At 59.5% G+C, this 19,795-nt stretch carries 19 protein-coding genes; 14 read left to right on the top strand and 5 right to left on the bottom strand.

Going from position 1 to position 19,795, the window contains the following annotated elements:
- Nucleotides 1–21: 21 nt before the first annotated feature.
- Entirely contained in the window at nucleotides 22–348 is a 327-nt protein-coding gene (locus tag U5782_RS33290; protein ID WP_322048106.1) for a cytochrome c, read from the top strand.
- Between the two features lie 389 nt (nucleotides 349–737).
- Here U5782_RS33290 and U5782_RS33285 read toward each other — a convergent pair whose 3' ends face one another.
- Nucleotides 738–1,835 carry a porin gene (locus tag U5782_RS33285; RefSeq protein ID WP_322048105.1) on the bottom strand — a complete coding sequence of 366 codons (1,098 nt, stop codon included), beginning with the start codon at nucleotides 1,833–1,835 and terminating at the stop codon, nucleotides 738–740.
- A gap of 166 nt (nucleotides 1,836–2,001) precedes the next feature.
- Here U5782_RS33285 and U5782_RS33280 point away from each other — a divergent pair, with 166 nt between their 5' ends.
- Both U5782_RS33280 and U5782_RS33275 read left to right on the top strand, forming a co-directional pair.
- Nucleotides 2,002–2,994 (top strand): LysR family transcriptional regulator, encoded by a 993-nt coding sequence (locus U5782_RS33280; RefSeq protein ID WP_322048104.1) that lies wholly within the window; start codon nucleotides 2,002–2,004, stop codon nucleotides 2,992–2,994.
- Between the two features lie 165 nt (nucleotides 2,995–3,159).
- Entirely contained in the window at nucleotides 3,160–4,011 is an 852-nt protein-coding gene (locus U5782_RS33275; RefSeq protein ID WP_322048103.1) for a fumarylacetoacetate hydrolase family protein, read from the top strand.
- Nucleotides 4,012–4,034: 23 nt separating this feature from the next.
- Here U5782_RS33275 and U5782_RS33270 read toward each other — a convergent pair whose 3' ends face one another.
- On the bottom strand, nucleotides 4,035–5,021 hold the full coding sequence (locus U5782_RS33270) for a LysR family transcriptional regulator (protein ID WP_322048102.1): 987 nt from the start codon (nucleotides 5,019–5,021) through the stop codon (nucleotides 4,035–4,037).
- 116 nt (nucleotides 5,022–5,137) lie between these two features.
- Here U5782_RS33270 and U5782_RS33265 point away from each other — a divergent pair, with 116 nt between their 5' ends.
- The 10 genes from U5782_RS33265 (at nucleotide 5,138) to U5782_RS33220 (ending at nucleotide 15,201) form a co-directional block, all read left to right on the top strand.
- Nucleotides 5,138–6,790 (top strand): bifunctional 3-(3-hydroxy-phenyl)propionate/3-hydroxycinnamic acid hydroxylase, encoded by a 1,653-nt coding sequence (locus tag U5782_RS33265; protein ID WP_322048101.1) that lies wholly within the window; start codon nucleotides 5,138–5,140, stop codon nucleotides 6,788–6,790.
- A gap of 31 nt (nucleotides 6,791–6,821) precedes the next feature.
- Entirely contained in the window at nucleotides 6,822–7,988 is a 1,167-nt protein-coding gene (locus U5782_RS33260; RefSeq protein ID WP_322048100.1) for a VOC family protein, read from the top strand.
- Nucleotides 7,989–7,998: 10 nt separating this feature from the next.
- On the top strand, nucleotides 7,999–8,820 hold the full coding sequence (locus tag U5782_RS33255) for an alpha/beta hydrolase (protein WP_322048099.1): 822 nt from the start codon (nucleotides 7,999–8,001) through the stop codon (nucleotides 8,818–8,820).
- Nucleotides 8,814–9,233 carry a heme-binding protein gene (locus tag U5782_RS33250; protein ID WP_322048098.1) on the top strand — a complete coding sequence of 140 codons (420 nt, stop codon included), beginning with the start codon at nucleotides 8,814–8,816 and terminating at the stop codon, nucleotides 9,231–9,233. The genes U5782_RS33255 and U5782_RS33250 overlap by 7 nt, the downstream gene beginning before the upstream one ends.
- Entirely contained in the window at nucleotides 9,230–10,084 is an 855-nt protein-coding gene (locus tag U5782_RS33245) for a fumarylacetoacetate hydrolase family protein (RefSeq protein ID WP_322048097.1), read from the top strand. Before U5782_RS33250 ends, U5782_RS33245 begins: the two co-directional genes overlap by 4 nt.
- Nucleotides 10,085–10,141: 57 nt before the next feature.
- On the top strand, nucleotides 10,142–11,416 hold the full coding sequence (locus U5782_RS33240) for an MFS transporter (protein ID WP_322048096.1): 1,275 nt from the start codon (nucleotides 10,142–10,144) through the stop codon (nucleotides 11,414–11,416).
- A gap of 56 nt (nucleotides 11,417–11,472) precedes the next feature.
- Entirely contained in the window at nucleotides 11,473–12,072 is a 600-nt protein-coding gene (locus U5782_RS33235; RefSeq protein ID WP_322048095.1) for a nuclear transport factor 2 family protein, read from the top strand.
- A 12-nt stretch (nucleotides 12,073–12,084) separates the two neighbouring features.
- The gene (locus U5782_RS33230) at nucleotides 12,085–13,161 is read left to right on the top strand and encodes a maleylacetate reductase (RefSeq protein WP_322048094.1); all 1,077 of its coding nucleotides are present in this window, start codon (nucleotides 12,085–12,087) and stop codon (nucleotides 13,159–13,161) included.
- A 10-nt stretch (nucleotides 13,162–13,171) separates the two neighbouring features.
- Nucleotides 13,172–14,044, top strand: coding sequence for an intradiol ring-cleavage dioxygenase (locus tag U5782_RS33225; RefSeq protein ID WP_322048093.1), 873 nt, complete (start codon nucleotides 13,172–13,174; stop codon nucleotides 14,042–14,044).
- A 92-nt stretch (nucleotides 14,045–14,136) separates the two neighbouring features.
- Nucleotides 14,137–15,201, top strand: coding sequence for a porin (locus tag U5782_RS33220; RefSeq protein WP_322048092.1), 1,065 nt, complete (start codon nucleotides 14,137–14,139; stop codon nucleotides 15,199–15,201).
- Between the two features lie 1,375 nt (nucleotides 15,202–16,576).
- Here U5782_RS33220 and U5782_RS33215 read toward each other — a convergent pair.
- Genes U5782_RS33215 through U5782_RS33205 form a run of 3 tightly spaced genes read right to left on the bottom strand, consistent with a single transcriptional unit; the run spans nucleotide 16,577 to nucleotide 19,070 of the window.
- Nucleotides 16,577–17,059 (bottom strand): methyl-accepting chemotaxis protein, encoded by a 483-nt coding sequence (locus U5782_RS33215; protein ID WP_322048091.1) that lies wholly within the window; start codon nucleotides 17,057–17,059, stop codon nucleotides 16,577–16,579.
- 4 nt (nucleotides 17,060–17,063) lie between these two features.
- On the bottom strand, nucleotides 17,064–17,879 hold the full coding sequence (locus U5782_RS33210) for an alpha/beta fold hydrolase (protein ID WP_322048090.1): 816 nt from the start codon (nucleotides 17,877–17,879) through the stop codon (nucleotides 17,064–17,066).
- Nucleotides 17,880–17,894: 15 nt separating this feature from the next.
- Nucleotides 17,895–19,070 carry an MFS transporter gene (locus tag U5782_RS33205; protein WP_415914452.1) on the bottom strand — a complete coding sequence of 392 codons (1,176 nt, stop codon included), beginning with the start codon at nucleotides 19,068–19,070 and terminating at the stop codon, nucleotides 17,895–17,897.
- Nucleotides 19,071–19,207: 137 nt separating this feature from the next.
- On the opposite strand from U5782_RS33205, the gene U5782_RS33200 reads away from it, so the two are divergent.
- Entirely contained in the window at nucleotides 19,208–19,696 is a 489-nt protein-coding gene (locus U5782_RS33200) for a MarR family winged helix-turn-helix transcriptional regulator (RefSeq protein ID WP_322048088.1), read from the top strand.
- The last annotated feature ends 99 nt before the right edge of the window (nucleotides 19,697–19,795 follow it).

The raw sequence follows: 19,795 nt of genomic DNA, 5'->3' as shown, positions 1-19,795 counted from the left end.
GGCGGGTAAGAAGTGTCGAATATGAGAACCACTATTTTCGCAGTCGCTCTAGTTTGTCTTGCGAACTGTTCGTCGGCTTATGCAGAGAGCAGAGCGCCTGGCGTCGATGCTGCGACTGGAAAGCAACGTGCGGCGGTTTGTTTCGCTTGCCACAATACGAACGGAATCGCGCTGATACCCGGTGTGCCGAATCTCGCGGGCCAAAAGAGAGACTATTTGGAAGACGCGCTGAAATCCTATCGCGATGGCCATACCCGGCAGAACGCCATCATGAATGCGATGGCTGGTCCGCTAAGCGATGGTGATATCGCGAATATTTCAGCCTGGTTCAGCACGCTGAAGCCGTAACCAAAGTGAACTCCTGCCCGCCGGACGAAGCAACAATGTGCCCGGCGGAGCGACAGATTATGCCAGTCCGAACCGGATCACTGCCTGGATGACATCTGTGGAGCCGATGCGGCCGGCGCCGCGGGTTCGCTGGCGCCTCGCCCACGCGGCGGGCCCGGTGGGCTCGGGATGCGAGCAGGCGGTGCTGGGCCCCGGCGAGGCGGGCGGCAACGATCTGACTTCTGGTCGATATGCCAGCCGATCTTGCAGACCTTCTTCGGTTGAGCCTGAGCCACATCAGCCGCCAGAAGGCTGATGCCAATGGTCAAACAAGTGAGCGAGAAACGCAGTGCGCTTTTCATGATGGGTCTCGTTGCGGATTATGTATCGATGGTATGGCGTGTCGTCGCTCAGAAGCGATGCGTGATGCCGATGCGCACCAACGACTGGGTATCGGTCGATGAAGACTGCGGCAGAAAGCCGATACGTGCCACCGCATCGACGCCGCTTGCGCGCTGATAGACGGCAATGGCGTAGATATCAGTGCGTTTCGAAAGACCGTAGAACGCACCGACCGAAACCTGATGATCATGGTCGTGGTTGAGTACAGCGTTGCCCCAGTTGTACTGGTAGTGCAGCGACAGGGTCACGTTCGGCGTGACGGGATAAAACCCGCCGAAACTGACCACCTGTGCGCCGGCGCCATTGTTCGGATTTCTCGAGTTGGTGTAGAGGGCATCGATAGAGCCGATTCCGATACTCAGCCGTCCACCGAAGCCGACGTTTCGCAATGCCTGTCCGTCATTCACGATGTCGGTGTCGCGGGTGTACGTATAAGCGGCGTCCAGTTGGAGCGGTCCGCACGAATAGTCGGCGCCAAAGCTCTGCGTATTGCCCCTGCCGGTATGACCGGGCACGCCACCGAATGCATACATCGCACCGAGTGAAAGTCCGTAGATCGCGGGTGTGCGGTAAGAGACGGCGTTGTTGAACAGATACCAGCCGATCACCCCGTTGAAATCCAGCGAGCCCATGTTGAGATTGAAGCCAGAGAAGGGGCCCGCAGAACTGTTGTACGGCGGCATCGCATAGAGTTCAGGACCCCAGCGCGAAAGCGTCAGCGACTGAAACATGAAATCGTTCAGTTGTCCGACAGTCAGTGTGCCCCAGGTGTCGTTACGAACGCCGATCTGGGGGCCGTAACCGTAGTCGGCACCATTCGATGCATTGAAGCTGTGCGAAACGTCGAAGAAAAAGCTGCTGCCGCCACCAAGATCTTCGGTACCTCTGACGCCGAATCCGCTTTTCCACATGATGCCCGGTTGCATTTCAATCTGTTTGCCGCCGGCCACGTTCGAGATGTAGGTTATGCCGTTGTCGATCGTGCCATAAAGCGTGACCTGCGCATGACAGGTGTTGCTCGTTGCGAAGGCGAGTGTGCCTGTCAGCAGCATCATGTTGACGCGGCAACGTGAGTACGCGCGCGGGCGCGCAGCAGACTTCTTCATGCTGTCTCCATCTCCTGTTCTTGTGGTGTCGTTACGCCCTCGGTTTAGGGGCGCTTTTTCCGGCCGTGTAGCTGGAATGACGCAAGCGTAGAAGGTGGAGTGGTCATTGATCAAAGCTGTGCGCGATATTAATATCATCACGCGTGGTGATAACTAAGGAATGGAAATGAAAGATGTGAAGGAGACAAAGAAGCAGCAAGCCCGTGCGAATGAACCGGCTGCTGCGGAGCGGATTGATCTGAATTTGCTTAACGTCTTCGACGTCGTGATGACTGAGCGACACGTCACGCGCGCTGCGGAGCGCCTTGAAATGACGCAATCCGCTGTGAGCAATGCACTTAACCGGTTACGCACACAGTTCCAGGACCAGCTGTTCGTTAAATCGCCTAAAGGCGTCATGCCGACGCCGCGGGCCTTGGCCATGTGGCCCCGGGTTCATCAAGCGATGGAGGAGCTCCATGCCGCGACGCATCTGGGCGATTTGAATGCCACTGAGACAGATCTCCGGTTCCGGATTTCGCTGGGAGATCTGTCCGCTTCACTACTAGCGCCGCACCTTTATCGGGTCTTGGCTTCGCACTCTGCCCACACACGGCTCGCGTTCGTGCCCCACGACCCTGCGATGGCCGGCGCGCGACTGATGCGTGGCGAAGTCGACTTTGCAATCGGGCTGGAGCCGCCGCGCGCTGCTGTCGTGCAGGGTATGCCCCTCTGGTCGACGTCTTACCTGATTGCGGGCCGCAAGGGGCATCCACTTTTCGAGCGTCCAATTTCCCTGGCCGCGTTTTGTGAAAGTCCGCAACTCGCTGTGAACGTGCTTGGCGAGGACGATGCGCCGAGCGCTGTTGATGATGCGCTCGCGAACCGAGGGCTGAAGCGGGACGTGCGGTTTTCCGTGAACCAGTTCTCGGTTGCGGCACCTATCCTGCGAGAGTCGGATCTCATCGCAGTGCTGCCGGCCAGACTGGCACTGACGTTCTCCGCACGGGGCATCATTGACACGCGTCCTCTGCCGTTTTCGATCCCCGACGCGGTTCTGTACCTGACATGGCATCAGCGCAGTAACACGCTGCCATCGCACCAGTGGCTCAAGCAGCGGCTGATCGAAGCCGCGACGCAACTCAATATCGAAGCGGAAAAGGAGCTAGGTAAGAACTGAGACTTTTAGTCATTTGTCTGGCTGATGATTGTCATATTCCCAACTATGTTGCTGTGTTGCCTTTACCCACCTAGGCTTCGCTAGCGAAACTCAGTCGGCGAAGTCCAGTACAAATCCAGTGGTCGGGCTGGCCGACATCACCTCAGGTCAGGGAGACGAGGCGGGATGAAGCTGGTCAGCTTTACACAAAAGGGTGAGAGCGGGTGGGGAGCGCTCACGGATGCGGGGATTTTCGACATTAGGCAGCTTTCTGGAGGCGAGTGGCCGACGCTGCGCGATGCGCTTGCGGTGCAGGCGGTTAGCCAGCTCAATCTCCTCGTCGACGCGGGGCCACCGACTTGTCAATTGCGGGATGTCGTGCTGCAGCCCGTCATTCCCGATTCCGTCAAGATTCTATGTGCCGAATTCTGCGAGAGCGACTCAGCTGGATCGCAGCGCTTTCCGCTCACGTCCAGACGGGATGTCTGCATCAGATTGCCGGGCACGCTGGTTGGACACGGTGGCCCGATCGTTCGACCTGCCGATACTGACCAGTTCGAAGTGCGTGGCAGGTTGGCTGTCGTCATCGGGCGAGCGGGACGGCGCATTCCGAGAGAGCTGGCGCGCGACTATGTTGCGGGATATGCCCCGTTCTGCGACACGTCGGTCATGGAGTGGCGACGTCCTGATCGGCCATCGACGATCGCGATGAATTTCCCCATGACCTGCGGAATGGGTCCCTGGATGTCGACGCGCGATGCCTCGGGAAGCGAGACCGATCTCCACCTCACGACACGTGTGAACGGCGCCGAAATCGACTTTCAGTCCGCGTCAGATTTGAGGCGGGACATTGCGGATACGATCGCCTTCTGTTCTGCGTTCACACCGCTCGCGCCGGGCGATATTCTGGTCGTTGGCGGGCGCCTTCGCGCGGGCCTTGAGGGCGGCGAGATCTATCTTTCGCCGGGCGATTCCATTGAAGTGGACGTCGCGACCGTCGGAACCCTTTACCACCCAGTGATTGACGAAGTGCGCTAGCACACTACGCGCTGGGCGCGGATTTACGTCGACCCGCGGTCCGCGTCCACATTGAGTTGCGTGACCGACTCAATCAACCGCTGCTTGAACCATTGATGCGCGGGCAGCGTATTGCTGCGCTGATGCCAGCTCAACGACAGTACGATATCAGGCACCTTGAAGGGCAGCGGGCAAACGTCGATCTGTTCCCGGGCGCGGGCCGTCATGGCAAAACGCGCCGGTAGTGCGGCAATTAGATTCGAGTCAAGCAGAATGGATGTGGCCACCGAGAACTGGTTGACCGTCATGCAGACATTACGCGTGAGATCCCTGTTCGCCAACGCTTCGTCGATTGGGCTGGGGTAGTCGTCATCTCCTGGCAAGTTGATCGTCAGTTGCGGCGCTTCGCAGAATTGCGCAAGTGAGATTCGCTCCCTGAGTAGCGGATGACCTCGTCTCGCTGCAACAACATAGGATTCCGACCAAAGTGGCATCGAGTGAATAACCGCCGTTTTCGGCGGCTCGATGCTCACGATGAAATCGATCTCGCCTCGCATCAGACGAGGGCCGGCGGTAGCCGGATCATGCGGGATCACGAAAACGCTGGCGTCCGGCGCCTGCTCGTGAATGCCCCTGTAAAGGTGCGATAAAAGCAGGGACGCAGAAAGATCACCCATCGACAGCCTGAAGCGTTGTGCCGTATGTGGCGCATCGAAGTCGGTGGGCAGCACCGTATCGTAAATGTCCTCGATCGACTGGTGAATCGCCGGCCACAGCGTCAGCGCACGAGGTGTTGGATTGACTCCGCGAGCCGACTTCACGAAAAGTTGATCCTGGAACAGCTCGCGCAGACGATTCAGGGCGTTGCTCACAGAAGACTGCGTAATTTCAAGCCTCTCAGCAGCGCGCGTGACGTGCCGCTCTGTCATGACGACGTCGAACACCCTCATCAAATTCAGATCCAGGCGCATGCGCGCGGGATCGACACTCGCTGATTGAGGGGTTACCCTGGTCGCGGGTGGCGTAGTCATTGTCTGTCTCCGATCATCATTTTAAACGATGACAATTATATTGCTAACCGCTTTGATCAATGTCGCTGACCTGAATATCCTTCGTACTCGTCGTCACACTCGAAGGGTGAAGGTAAGTGAATCAAAGCAAGGAGACGGTCGCCAACCTTGAGGCGATCCAAGGCGATGTCCGGTCGGACGACTATGACGTTGCAATCGTCGGCTATGGGCCGGCTGGTGAGGTTCTGGCATCGACGCTGGGTGCAGCTGGCGCGCGCGTCCTGGTTGTAGAGCGCTGGCCGCAGCCTTATCCGCTGCCGCGCCTGACGACGCTCGATGGCGAGGTCTGCCGTGTTGTTCAGGCAACCGGCATCGATACCGACATGGCATTTGCCGAGACCTCTGTCCAGGATGCGTGCCATTTCGTCGATGCAGCCGGCGAACCGCTGATGGTCGTGAAATATCCTGGCTTGCTGGGCGGATGGCCGTCGCGGGTTTCCGTTTTCCAGCCCGACTTCGAGCGTTCGATTGCCGCAAAGGTGGCCACGATGCTCAACGTCGAAGTGCTGCGTGGCTGGGAGGCGACCGCGCTCTCCCAAAACGACGAATCGGTCACGCTGACGGTCGCGCCGTTCACACAGGAAGCGGGTGCACAGCATGAGGCCGCACGCACGGTTCGCGCGAAATATCTGGTCGGCACGGATGGCGCCCGCAGCTTCGTTCGCAACGCGCTCGACATCGACATGCGCGACTACGACCTGCACGAGCGCTGGCTCAACTTCGATGCGGAGATTCTGCGTCCGATTCCTGACGAGTTCTCGAAGCTCAAGATCTATATGGATCCGGCGCGCCCGCATATGTACATGCCGATCGGCAAGCACCGCCTGCGTCTGGAGTTCCGCGTCATGGAAGGTGAGACCGACGAGGCTATGACGCAACCCGACGTCGCATGGGAATTCCTTTCCCGTCAGCACGGCTTGGGACCCGATGACGTACGCATCATGCGTCAGGTGGTCTATCACTACCACACGCGTGTCACTTCGCAATGGCGTACGGGCCGTGTGTTCCTCGCGGGCGACGCGGCGCACACGATGCCGCCTTACATGGGGCAGGGCGGCTGTGCAGCCATTCGCGACGGACGCAATCTCGGCTGGAAGCTGGTGGAAGTGCTCGCGGGCCGCAGTATCGATGCGTTGCTCGACGAATACGGCGTCGAGCGCGAACCGCATGTGACCACGCTGGTCATGGCCTCGGATCGTCTCTCGCGAGTCGTCAATCTCGTAGACGCGACACAGGCCGCCGCGCGTGATCAAGGTATGCGTGAAAAGGGCGAGGGTCATCCGCCCGAGCTTCCGGCGCTGCTCGGCGGCGTGCTGCATCGTGATGCACATGGCGACGTTGTTGCAGGTAGCGGCCTCTTCACGCCGCAAGGACGTCTGCGTCGAGACGGCATTGAGGACCGCGGTGACGAGTTCCTCGGTGGCGGCTTCCAACTCTGGTGTCTCAAGGACCCGGCGGCTTACCTTGGCGATGAGGCGCGCGCGACGCTCGATCGCCTGGGTTGCAAGGTTGGGGTGTTCGACGATGCGACGTCCTCCCATGCCTTTGAGGACATCGACGGCACGTATCGCGCGTTTCTCGACAACCTCGATGCTGAATTCGCCGTCGTTCGTCCGGACTTCTATGTGTTTGGCGCCGTGAAAGCGCAAGCGTTGAACGCCCTCGTCGCGGATCTCGGCGTTCGCCTGCACAGCACGAATGCTGGTCAAGCAGTCCGCGCCGCAGCATGAACATGCCTAAAGAAGAGAAGAGGAATACAGCATGAGCTACAACGTTGGCGGCCTGGCGCTCGAACAACCTTTCCGCATTCGACGCATCGGCCACTTTGGCTACCACTCGCCGGACATTGAAGGCACGGTCGCGTTCTTGTCGCGCAGCCTTGGTCTCGCGATCAGCGACGTCGACGACTTTTCGACACGCGTACCGGGGCTGCCGAAAGAGCACGCGACCGGCTATTTTCTGCGCTGTAATGCGGACCATCATACGGTCGTAGTTGGCAGCCAGATGCTCGTCGACACGCGCGAGCCGAATCGCAAGGGCTCCGTTGTTGGGCAGATCTCGTGGCAGGTAGGCAGTTTGCGTGAAGTCGTGGACGGTTTGAACTTCCTCGACAAGAACGCAAAACTGCGCCGCGTTGGCCGCGATGCACCCGGTTCGAACTGGCACGCGTACGCCTACGATCCTGATGGCTACATCAACGAAATTTTCTACGGCATGGAGCAGGTAGGTTGGGACGGCCGCAGCAAACCGGAATCGATGTACGACCGCGCCTTTACCACCACGCCACCGCTGCCCCAGATGGCCGAGTATCAGGAGGTCAATATAACGCTCGAGCGTGGCGACTCGCTCGACGGCTATCGCAACATCGAGCGCCGCGAAGCACCCTACGACGTCGAAGGCATCCTGATGCCGCAGCCGTTCAAGCTGACACGTCTTGCACGCATCACGCTTTATGTCGCCGATATGGAAGCGTCGCTCGCGTTCTACCGCGACATTCTGGGGCTGAAAGTGAGCGAGCGCGTGGAAGTTCACGGCAAGGAGTGTGTGTTCCTGCGTGCCGACGATGAGCATCATACGCTTGCACTCTATCCACGTGAGTTGCGCGAGCTTTACGGCTTTGCGGCCGGTTGCGGGTTTGCCGTGGCGAGCTATCAGCAACTGGTTGAGGCACGGCGTTTTCTGGAGAATCGCGATGTACGCATTCTCGATTTGCCGCGCGAACTCACGCCCGGCATTCACTACGGCTTCTGGGTCCAGGGGCCGGATCAGGTCGCGATCCAGATCTTCTACGGCATGGATCGTGTCGACCGTTCGGGTCTCGCGCCTCAGCCCCCCGTCTTTCCCGCTTTGCCCAGCCAGTGGCCGCAAACCATCGCTCACGGTGGTGCGGCCTGGTACGAACCGCCTTTCATGGGCCCGCTTGCCTAAGGATTGAATCATGCCTTTTCTTAATGTACCTGGTGCGCGTTTGCGCTATGACGTAGTCGGCGACGGGCCGCCGATGATTTTTGTTCACGGCGCCGGTGCGAATTCGACGGTGTTCTTTCAGCAGGTCGCGTATTTCCAGCAAACGCGCCGCGTGATCTGTCTCGACATGCGTGGCTTCGGCGGTTCGATCTGCGACGCGGCGACGTTTCATCCGCGGCAGTTCAGCGAGGATCTCGCGCGCCTCATGGACGCTGAATTGAAGGAGCCGGCCGAAGTGGTGTGCCAATCGATGGGCGCATGGTCAGGTCTGCCACTCGCTGTACGCGAGCCGGAGCGATTCGTTGGACTCGTGCTCTCCGGCTCACCGACGCCCGCCTATGGTCCGCATCACAAGGTGCTGGAGCAGGTGTCGGAACGCTTCCGCCGTGTGGCAGCCGGTGAGGCTGTGCCGCCGCAGGACCTCGGCTTTAGCGAGCGCTTCGTCGCCCAGCACGCCGATCTGATCGCGCTTTACCAGATGCTGGCGCGCATGAACCAGAAGGTGAATCTCGCCACGATCACTGATGAAGAACTGCGCCTCATGCCTGAGCACTTTGTCGGCTATAGCGTGCCGACGCTGGTCATGGGTGGTGTGCAGAACCGGCTGATCGGAGGCGAGACGCACCTTGCTGCGGCTCGTTGCATCCCCGGTGCGCGTACGTACACGTTCACGGAATCCGGCCATTCGTCGTACTTCGAAGAGCCTGACCACTACAACCGCGTCGTCGAAGGCTTCTTCGAAGAGGTTCGGCGCGAGCAGACGCCGGCAGAAAAGGAGCAACGCGCATGCTGAACAAGCCATCGCTAAGTCTCACGGATGCGCAGCAGCTCGTCGACCACGCCTGCACGCGCGCGGCAGCGATGGGTATGCCGGTTTCGGTCATGGTAGTCGACGTGACGACGTACCTGCAGGCAGGTGCGCGTATGGACGGCGCTCCGCTGATGAGCGCGGAGGGCGCACTCGACAAGGCTCGCAGTGCAGCGGAAGGCGGTCACCCCACGACATTCTTTGAAAAGCCGCTGAATGAAGGCCGTTTTTCGATGGTGAAGCTTCCGCATACGCCCATCGAAGGCGGTGTGCCAGTCATCGTGGAAGGGCTGTGCGTGGGTGCCGTGGGCGTGGCGGGCGCGCCGCCTCACATCGATTCGCAGCTCGCCGAGCATGCAATCGCAGAATTTTTGAGCAATCTGAAGGAACAACGATGAAACTGTCGAGCTTTTCCCATGCAGGTCGTTCGAGCTGGGGTGTCGTCACCGAGCAAGGCATTGTCGATGTGCGTGCGCTCAGTGGCAATCGCTGGCCGACGTTGCGCGATGCGCTCGACGCTGGTGCACTTTCGCAAGTCGAAGAGCTGATCCACGGTGCGACGTCCACCCTCAAGATCGGCGATGTGACGTTCGAGCCGGTCATTCCGAATCCGCCGAAAATTCTTTGTATCGGTGTGGCGTATCACGAGCATCGCCTTGAAACGGGCCGCGATGTGACGGCCAAGCCGATGGTGTTCGGCCGTTTCGCGAACTCGCAGATCGGCCACGGCCAGGCTCTGCTGCGTCCGCCCGAGTCTGAGCAACTCGACTTCGAAGGCGAGGTCGCCGTGGTGATCGGAAAACGCGGCCGCCGTATCGCCGTTGAAGATGCGTGGGAGCACGTGGCCGGTTATTCCGCCTATTGCGATGCGACCATTCGCGACTGGCAGCGTCATACGCAGCAATGGACGCCCGGCAAGAACTTTATGGCGTCCGGCGGCTTCGGTCCCTGGATGGTCACGCGCGATGAGATCACTGATGGCACTGATATCAGCCTCGTCACACGGCTGAACGGCGTGGAAGTCCAGCGTTCCAGCACTGATCTTCTCATCTTCAGCATCCCCGAAATGATCGCGTATTGCTCGACCTTTACGGAGCTGGAGCCGGGCGATGTGATTGCGACGGGTACCCCAGGTGGTATCGGCGGCAAGCGCAATCCGCCCTTGTGGATGAAGGACGGTGATGTACTGGAAGTGGAAGTCGGCGGCGTGGGCGTATTGAGGCACCCTGTGCGCAACGAATCAATCTAAGTCGGCGCGGGCGCTGGCCCGCGACTCGACCATAAAACTAAAGACGCGGAGACAACAATGCAACGATACGAAAACCGGTTGCTGGTGATGCTGTTTGTCACCAACGGCCTGCTGTTCTTTGACCGGCTGGCGATCAACTTTCTCACGCCTTATCTGCATGCCGAATTCGGCCTGAACGGGTTGCAGATTGGCTCGTTGACATCGGCGTTGTCGCTTACGTGGGCGACGTCGGGGATCGTGGTCAGCCGGCTTGCTGATCGCCAAGCGATCAAGAAGCTCGTGCTCGTCATTGCCATTGTTGTCTTCTCGATCAGTTCGGTGAGCTCGGGACTTGCAGCAGGATTTCTCTCGCTGCTCGTCGCGCGCTGTGTCATGGGCGTAGCGGAAGGGCCGGTGCTGCCTGTGGTGCAGACGCTCATGATGGTCGAATCCACGCCGCGTCGTCGTGGCTTCAATATGGGCTTCATTCAGGCAGTAGCCGCCGGTGTATTCGGCTCGTTGCTCGGCCCGGCACTGATCATTCCGCTCGCGCACGAACACGGCTGGCGTACGGCGTTCTATCTCACGGGCGTTCCCGGTCTGATCCTCGCGATTGTGCTTTGGCGCTTCGTGAAGGAGCCCACGCTTGAGCGTGTCTCCAGCGCACTCCATCGCACGGATGCGGTTAGCGCGCCGGAGGGAGTGAAGCGCCCGCTCGCCAATCGCAACGTGATGGTGTGCGCGGCGATGGTATGCCTCTTTCTCACCACGTTCTACAGCGTCATGGTGTTCGGCCCGCTTCACCTGGTTGTGGGGCGCGGCTATACCGACACCCAGATGAGCGGCTTCATGATTGCGCTCGGGCTCGCAGCGGTCGTGGGTGGTGCGTTGATGCCGGCGTTATCCGATCGTCTTGGTCGCAAGCCGACCTTGCTGTTGGGTTTTCTGCTGGCCAGCAGCGCACCAGCCGTCGTGGCATTTGCTCAAGCCGATTTCGCAATCCTCTGTGTCGGCATCTTCGTCGCCTGGCTCGGAATGGGTGTGATGCCCGTGATGCTCGCTACGGTGCCCGCCGAGTCGGTGGAAGGCGCTTTCGCCAATCGCGCGATCGGCTGGGTGATCGGCATCAGCGAGGTAGTCGGCGGCTGCTTTGCGCCGGTCTTGTGTGGTGCGGCCGCGGATCATCTGGGTGCGCGTGCTCCGTTTGTCATTGGCATCGTGTCGGCGCTACTTGCAGCGTTGCTCGTGGTCGCGCTGCGTGAAACTGCACCGGGCCGCAGTGCACGCAAGCCCATGTCTAGCGCGCCCGCTGAAGGGACGCCCTCAGCGCCGACGGTGTCAGGTATGTCGTAACAGGAAGCGAGTGCATTCTGCTCGCGAAGATGCAATCAATATTTCAGGAAGACAGCATGGAAAAGGAACTCGTCGAACGACTCGCCATTCGCGATCTCATCGAAAACTGGGCGGTATGGCGCGACGCAGGCGATTGGGAACGCTTCGCGACCGTCTGGCACGACGACGGCGTAATGATGGCGACCTGGTTCCAGGGCCCCGCGCGTGAGTTCATTCGCGTGACGCAGGAGGGTTGGAAGAAGGGCGTGAGCATTCTGCATTTCCTGGGCGGCTCGTCGATCGATCTCACTGGCGATCGCGCGATCGTGCAGACCAAGATGACCATTTCGCAGCGCGGTGACGTTCAGGGTGTGCTCTGCGATGTCGTCTGCACGGGGCGATTCTATGACTTCGTCGAAAAGCGCAATGGGCGTTGGGGTGTCGTTCTGCGCCAACCGATCTACGAAAAGGATCGCGTGGACACCGTCGATCCTGCTGCGCGGCTGGAGCTCGACCAGAATGCGCTCGCTGAATTCCCGATGGGCTATCGCCACCTTGCGTATATCCAGACGCAGATCGGCTACACCGTGAAGCGCGACATGCCGCAACTCACGGGGCAGGAAGTCGAAGCGCTGTATGCTCGCGGCGCACGTTGGCTCGCTGGCGAATCGTTGTAACACGGAGCGGCCATGCAAACGTTCACCTATTCGAGCGCGCCCGCGCGCATTCTCTTCGGGGCGGGCCGCATGGCCGATCTTGCGGACGAAGTGCGTCTGCTGGGATGCCGGCGTGCACTCGTCATCACGACACCCGAGCAGCGCGATCTGCGTGCTTCTCTCGTCGATTTGTTGGGCGATTTTTGCGCCGGGTACTTCGATGGCGCGACAATGCACACGCCAACCGACGTGACCGCACGCGCCATGGACAAGCTGCGCAACAGCGATGTCGATTGCATTGTGGCGGGCGGCGGCGGCTCGGCAATTGGGCTTGCGAAAGCGTTGGCAGTGAGAACGGGCTTGCCGCAAATCGCAATTCCAACGACTTACGCCGGTTCGGAAGTCACGCCGATTCTTGGCGAAACGGAGGACGGGCGAAAGACCACACGCCGTGCGCCGGAAATCCTGCCGCGCGTGGTGATTTACGACGTGGATCTGACGCTGTCTTTGCCGGCCACGCTATCGGCCAGCAGCGGGCTCAATGCCATTGCCCATGCAGCGGAAGCGCTCTATGCGAAGGACTGCAATCCCATCATTTCGCTGATTGCCGAAGAAGGTATTCGGGCGCTTGGCAGCAGTCTCGCCGAGATTGCCGATGATCCTCACAACCTCAGCGCTCGCGCAAACGCGCAATATGGCGCCTGGCTTTGCGGCACGTGCCTGGGTGCAGTTGGCATGGCGCTGCATCACAAGATCTGTCACGTACTTGGCGGTACGTTCGATTTGCCGCACGCGCCGACACATGCGGTTGTTCTGCCATACGTGCTCGCCTTTAACGCCACGGCTGCGAACGACGCTGTCGCACGCATTGGTCGCGCGCTCAACCCCGATGCGGATGCATGGAGCTATCTCCACGCCATGCTCGAGCAACTAGGTCTTCCGTCTTCGCTGGCTGCCCTCGGCATGCCTGCCGGGAAGCTCGATGTGGTGGCCGACCTCGCCCTGCAACAGGCCTACTGGAATCCGCGGCCTGTTGAGCGCTCATCCCTGATGCTGATGCTCGAGGCCGCCTTCGCCGGTGTCCCGCCTTCCGCTGTTCTGTCGATGTAAAGGTAAAACCATGCGCAACTTCAACGAACATAACATCACCGAAGCCGTGCTTGCGCGTCTCAACGGCACCAGTTCGCCGCGCACCAAGGAAATCAGCTCCGCGCTCGTTCGACACCTGCATGCATTTGTGCGCGAGGTCCGTCCGTCTCAGGACGAGTGGCAACAAGCCATTACCTTTCTGACGCGTACGGGACAGATCTGCTCGGACACGCGCCAGGAATTCATCCTGCTTTCCGACGCACTGGGCGTTTCGATGCTGGTCGATGCCATCAATCACGAGTTTCCTGGCGGTGCAACCGAAACAACCGTCCTGGGACCGTTTTACGTTGCGGACGCACCTGAGGTGCTGTCCGGAGAAAACATCGGCAAACCCGAAGATGGGCCGCTCATGTTGATCGAAGGCCGCGTGCTCGACACGTCTGGCGAGCCCGTCGCAGGCGCCATCGTCGATGTCTGGCACGCCGATGCCGACGGTTACTACGACGTTCAGAAGGAAGCAAAGTCGTATAGCGGGCGCGGCCGGGTTCGAACCGACGCACAAGGCAACTTCTGGCTGTGGGGGAGCGTTCCTGCAGCGTATCCGATTCCAGCCGATGGTCCCGTGGGCGAGATGCTCGGCGTCCAGGGGCGCCATCCGTATCGTCCGGCTCACGTGCACTTCATGATCGCCGCAGAGGACTGCGAGACGCTGGTGACGCACCTATTTCTGGCATCGAGTGACTATCTGGATTCTGACGTCGTGTTTGGCGTGAAGGATTCGCTGATTGAACCGGTCATTGAAGTGAGGCCGGGCAAGACGCCTTATGGCGCGGACGTGGAGGCGACGGTTCCGGCCATGAGGCGTGAGTTTGTTCTCGCACCGGTGAGGCATCAGCAGGAGTAGCGGTAATCCGCTGGGCAGGAAGCCGGATTTATGGCGCAAAAAAGAAGGACTACAAAATGAAACGGAGACGGGTGGCAGGAGGTGTTGTGGCCATGATGACGCTTGGCGTCGCGCATGCGCAGAGCAGCGTGACCATTTACGGTCTGATGGACGCCGGCGTGACGTGGGTGAGCAACCAGGGAGGACATGGCAACGCGATTCTGGATCAGGGTATCTATTACCCGAACATCCTGGGCTTTCGCGGCGTGGAGGACCTTGGCGGCGGTATGCGGGCGATCTTCCGGCTCGAGAACCAGTTCAACCTGGCGAACGGGCAGACAGTGGGCGATCCAACCGCGCTGTTTGGGCGGGTGGCGTACGTCGGTCTGACGAAAGACGGGATCGGGCAGCTCACCTTCGGTAACCAGTACGACTTCATGTGGGAGAACCTGCTGAAGGCTGATGCTTCAATGACCTTCGGCGGGTACTACAACTTTCGGTCGGGGCCCTATGCGGGCCTGGGCATTCCGAACAATCCGACCGGGGCATCAGACTTCGACCGTGTGGCCGGCTCGGCGCGCGTGCCCTCGTCGGTGAAGTTCGTCAGCGACAGGGTGGGTGGCTTCACGTTCGGTGCGCTGTACGGTTTTGGTGGCGTAGCCGGCAACTTTGCCAAGGACCGTTCAATCAGTGCCGGTGTGAATTACCAGGGGGGGCCTCTCTATCTCGCTGCGGCCTATACGGATGTGAAGTACGCGCAGATCAATAACGGCGATGATGGCATCCGCAACTGGGGCGTGGGCGGGACGTATGCAATCGGTTCGGCGCTGCTCAATGCGCTGTTCACCGAGACATGGAACACGTTTAACGGTGCGCGTGTGTACGCCGGACAGGTGGGGGCGCTCTACAACTTCACGCCGTTCCTGTCGTTCGGCGCGGATTACCAGGCGGAGAAGGGCAATGCCACGCTGGACAGGATCCTGACGCAGCAGGTGACCGCTACGCTGAGCTATCGCCTGTCGAAGCGCACGAATGTGTATCTGGAAGGCGCGTATCAGCACGCCGGAAACGGCAGTGAGCCCGCGTTCGCGCAGATCAACGGGCTCTATGGACAGTATGCTGCGTCATCGAGCCCGAATCAGGCGATCGTGCGGGTCGGGATCGCGCACCTGTTCTAAGCTGTGTCGATATGTCCCGGCTGAGCACGTTCATCGATCGGATGCTTCACACGTCCTGGAGTTGACGCCGGACTCGAGATGGTGTCGAGGTGTGTCACGAGCTTTTCCGATGCACCTCGATCACATTCAGATTCCGATTATTAACGTGTGCCGAACCTTGATTGCGGCGCAGTGAGGTCAGTCAATGTTTAATGTTGGTGAAAATCTCTCCGTCTCGCGGAAGAATCGCTTCGCAGATGGTCCACGCCTGCTCGCCGATGTCGGGGGCACAAACGCACGGTTCGCTCTGGAGACGGCGCCGGGCGCTATCGAGCCTGTGCGTTCGACGTGGACGATATCCCGACAACTGTCGAGTTTTGTGAAATCGGCCTAGCGCTGGCTGTAACATTATCAGGTGGTTCGCGTGGTCAAACGCCACTTACGTCCTTTTTTCCCACTCCGATGAAAAACTTCCTCCCCAAAATTTGCTTAAACTACGCATGTGTAGGCACACATTGTCGGACGTGAGCGGGTCGGAGGGATGACACTCCAGTATCCATCGCCGTGTTGGAAAAAGAAGATCACAAGCGGGTCGGTATTCTGTGTCGTTTCGACTCGGACGCAACGGCGTGTATTCAGTACGATTCTCGCCAGTGACATCGGGTTATCCCGGGTTCGCATGAACCATTTATCGATCTCACGTCGCAATGAATTTTCCTTTTTCGATTCCATTTTATGCTCCTTCGCAAGAACTGCTGTGCGTCTTCTAAATACTTACCATTAAATTCGTTCGATTCGAATCTCGACTAAGCATTGTCGTTGCCGAAATTGAAGAGTTGGAGATTTTTATCGATCGATCACGGGAATTACCTGAGGTGATGTAGTTAGTCTAGGTTCGGAAGAGTTCCGCAACCTCCACCTTAAGGATGAAAAACGAAAGGAGAAAAAATTCTGATGAATTTGAGGAGATCTCACGCCGATCGGTGACGGGAGACGCCGGTGCGAGGTTCATGTGACTAAATGGTGCTGCGCGGGAAGATGAGGCGTCTCTGTCGCCCGTCGTTCCTCGAGTAGCAGTTGAGTACCTTCGCATTCAACGGCAGCATGCTGCTCGAAGCTTTGAACTCACATCACGATACTTGTGTCCAGAACAAGGGCGGGAACACGTTGTAGCTTGGTATTCGCACGCGGCTCTCCGCCCCTCGGCCGATTAGGTCGAAGACTGATATGCATGGCAACCACGACGAACCTTGCCGCCAGTGCAATGATTATCTTGGGAACGTCTTTCCTGCTGGCACGCTCGTCCGTACGACCCAACCAACGACTGAGAAGCGGCAGGGCTATGTCGCTGGTCTTCGAGGGGGGATTCCGTCTGGGTAGCGAGCGTGCTTTAGGACTATTCGGTCCGGAAAACTCCAGCGACAGATTGCAGTGTTGTAGCCTGATGTCTCAGTGCTTGTGCCGATGCGGTACTCTCCTCGACGAGTGCCGCATTACGTTGCGTCGCGTCGTCCATTTCTCCCACCGCTGCCACTATTTGTTCGAGGCCTTGGCTTTGTTCATGACTGGCAGCTGCAATCTCTTTGACTAGAACAGAGACCTTTTCAATCTCCTCCACGACGGTGGCTACAGTGTCGCCAGCTTGGTCCACGAGTCCGTGGCCTTTTTCGACTGCGCTCACACTCGCTTGTACTAGTTCCTTCACGTCTTTCGCAGAAGCGGCAGCCCTTTGCGCGAGAGTTCGTACTTCACCCGCCACTACAGCGAAGCCTTTGCCTTGCTCACCCGCACGCGCGGCTTCAACAGCCGCATTCAATGCGAGGATATTCGTTTGAAATGCAATACTCTCAATCACGCCGATGATACCGCAGCGCTCCATTTGTTTATTGTGCGATTGATTCGGTTCCCACGAGGAATGCGATCATCTCAGCGTTGAAGGCGTCGGCGGAGTCGACATTGCTGATATGTGCTGCTGCCTCAATTTCGACGTATTTGGCGCATTGAAGTTGAAGACTCATGTCCCGACTGATCGATGGCGGGGAGATGCGGTCGTCACTGCCAGCGATGACGAGCGTTGGCTTCTCGATAGTCGAGAGCCGATTTGTCGAGTCATAGCCGACAATCCCCTGAGCGATATAGGCCAGCGATTCGCCATCGGCCATCGCGGCGATGGCGTGCCATGTCTGCCAGGTCGCAATCCCTGCGTCGCTCGCGCGGAAAGGTGCACTGACGTTCGAGGGCCACGCGCCTTCGAAGCGTTTGACCGGGCCGTCATTGCCGCGAAACGTGCTGGCCCATTGATCGGCCAGCGCGCGAAAGGCGTCCGTGGAGGTCGACGGAAAACTGTTGGCGAGTACCAGGGTATCAACCCGGGCGGATGCCGTAAGCGCAAGTTCGATGGCGATGAGGCCACCCAATGAAAGCCCTACAAGATGAGCGCTTTCAATATCCAGATGATCGAGCAGGGCAATGACATCTTGTGCTAGATCCTCAATGCCGAGCGGCGCTCCGATTCGTGCCGATGCACCATGACCGGCATGGTCTGGCACGATCACGCGAAACCCGGTTTCGACCAGACGCGCGATCTGCGGACTCCACGCGCGTCCGGAATTGCTGATGCCGTGCAGGAGAACGACTGGTCGGCCTTGGCCGAATTCGACGTAGTAGTTGCGGCGTTTTTCGTGGAGGTAGTAAGCCATTTGGGGGGGCTCGCGTCAGGTTTGCGTTGAAGAAAAGCGCGCATAAGAGCGCGGGGAGAAGCGTATGCAGAGCAGGCAAAGCGCAAGCGCTCCCGCGAGCATGATTGCCCATGCGACCGTAAGATCCGCCAGGCGATCGCGTAATACTCCGGCGACCAGCGGCATCAGACTCGCGATCAGATAGCCGCCGCCTTGTACGAAAGACAGCAGTTCGCCGGCGCGCATTGGGTCGGCGCTATGATCGAGCGCGACGATCAGCGAGAGTGGAAACAGTGCGCCGATACCTAGGCCGAGCAGCACGCATGCGGAGGGGGCGAGTGCAAGCGGCGCTGTCAACAGACAGACAAGGCCGCTGATCAGCAGCCCAAGTGCGAGGAGCAGGGGCTTGCGCCGGTCGGGCATACGCACGATCGAGACCGAGACGGTGAAACCGGCGACAACTTCGGCAACGGTGACGCCCGCGAGCAGATAGCCCGCCTGCTCTCGGGTCCAGCCGAGTTGTGTGTAAAAAGGCGGTAGCCATGCGAGTACGAGCGTGTACGCCCCTGTGCCCACGCCAAAGAAGACCATCAGTGCCCACGCGCGCCACCGGCGCCAGACTGGGGCGCGTGTATTTGATGTCCGTACGGGATGCCTATGCGGCGTATCTGGTGACACACGCTGACGCGAGGCCACGAACCAAAGCACGCAAGCAAACACCGCAGGTAGCGTCCAGATTGCCAGTGCGTTGGACCAGCCGCAGACCTGCGCAAGCGGTGCGGCGAGCGCAGCCGCCGCAGCGGCTCCCCCCATGATCGCGGTGGTGTAAATGCCCATCATCGTGCCTGCGCGCGAGCCATAGATGCGCTTGATGAACGCGGGCATCATTGTTTGGATCAAGGCGATTCCTGCGCCGGCGAGCAACGCCGTGATGAGCATGGCCGCCGCGTCATGTGCAACTGCGCGAGCGGCGCACGCAACAGCAATCACCGCGATGCCGATTCCCACGTAGACGCGCTCGCCAGCGCGCCTTTGCAGCGGAGCGCTCAGCAGCGCACCCACGCCCATCGCCCCCACCGGCAAGCTGGTGAGCATGCCGACTCCCGCATGGTCGAGTCCTGTTGTGGCCATGATGCGGTCCAGCAGAGGGCCGACACTCGCCATCGCGGACCGTAGATTCAAGGCTAACGTGATGATCGCACCAGCTAGCATCAGCGAGTCATTGGCAGCTTTTCGATGAGTCATATAACTCGATATCAAGTATCTTGATGTCGAGTAAACTAGCCTGGTTACAACGCAGACGCAAGCTGATATCTTGACGTCAAGAAAATTGCATTGGAGTGGCAGACATGGGACGAGCGAAGCGCGCGGCTGAGCAATGGCGCAAAGAGAGACCGGATATCGACGCGAATGTCATGGCAACGATCGGTCGTCTGCTGGAGGCGAGCCATCTGATCGAGCGCACCCGCTTGATGCCGCTCGCGGCGCAATTCGGTTTGCAGACTGGGGAGTTCGATGTGATCGCGGCGTTGCGCCGCGCAGGCGAGCCGTATCAACTGACGCCCACCGAACTGTACGGAGCGTTGATGCTGTCTTCAGGTGCGATGACGAGCCGGCTCGACCGGCTTGAACGATCGGGGCTTATCGAAAGGCGCGCATCGGCCAAGGACCGGCGCAGCGTCGATGTGTGCCTGACGCAAAAGGGCGCCGATTTGCTCGACGATATCCTGCCGCACCATATTGCCAATGAGCAGGAAGCGTTGAAGCCGCTAAGCATGCGCGAGCGCGATCAGCTCGATCACCTGCTGGACAAACTTATACAAGCGATTGAGGCGTAGTCGCGTCTCTCTTGGTGGCGCTTGTTCCGAAATTTGGCTGGGTGGGGGCTAGAGAAGCCAGCCCTCACATTGACTGGCTACGCCCTCACTTTTTCTTAG

The sequence above is a fragment of the Paraburkholderia sp. J67 genome (genome assembly GCF_905220265.1).
GTDB lineage: Bacteria > Pseudomonadota > Gammaproteobacteria > Burkholderiales > Burkholderiaceae > Paraburkholderia.
Note: the sequence above shows the minus strand (reverse complement) of the source record. Positions and strands in the feature narration are given on the sequence as shown.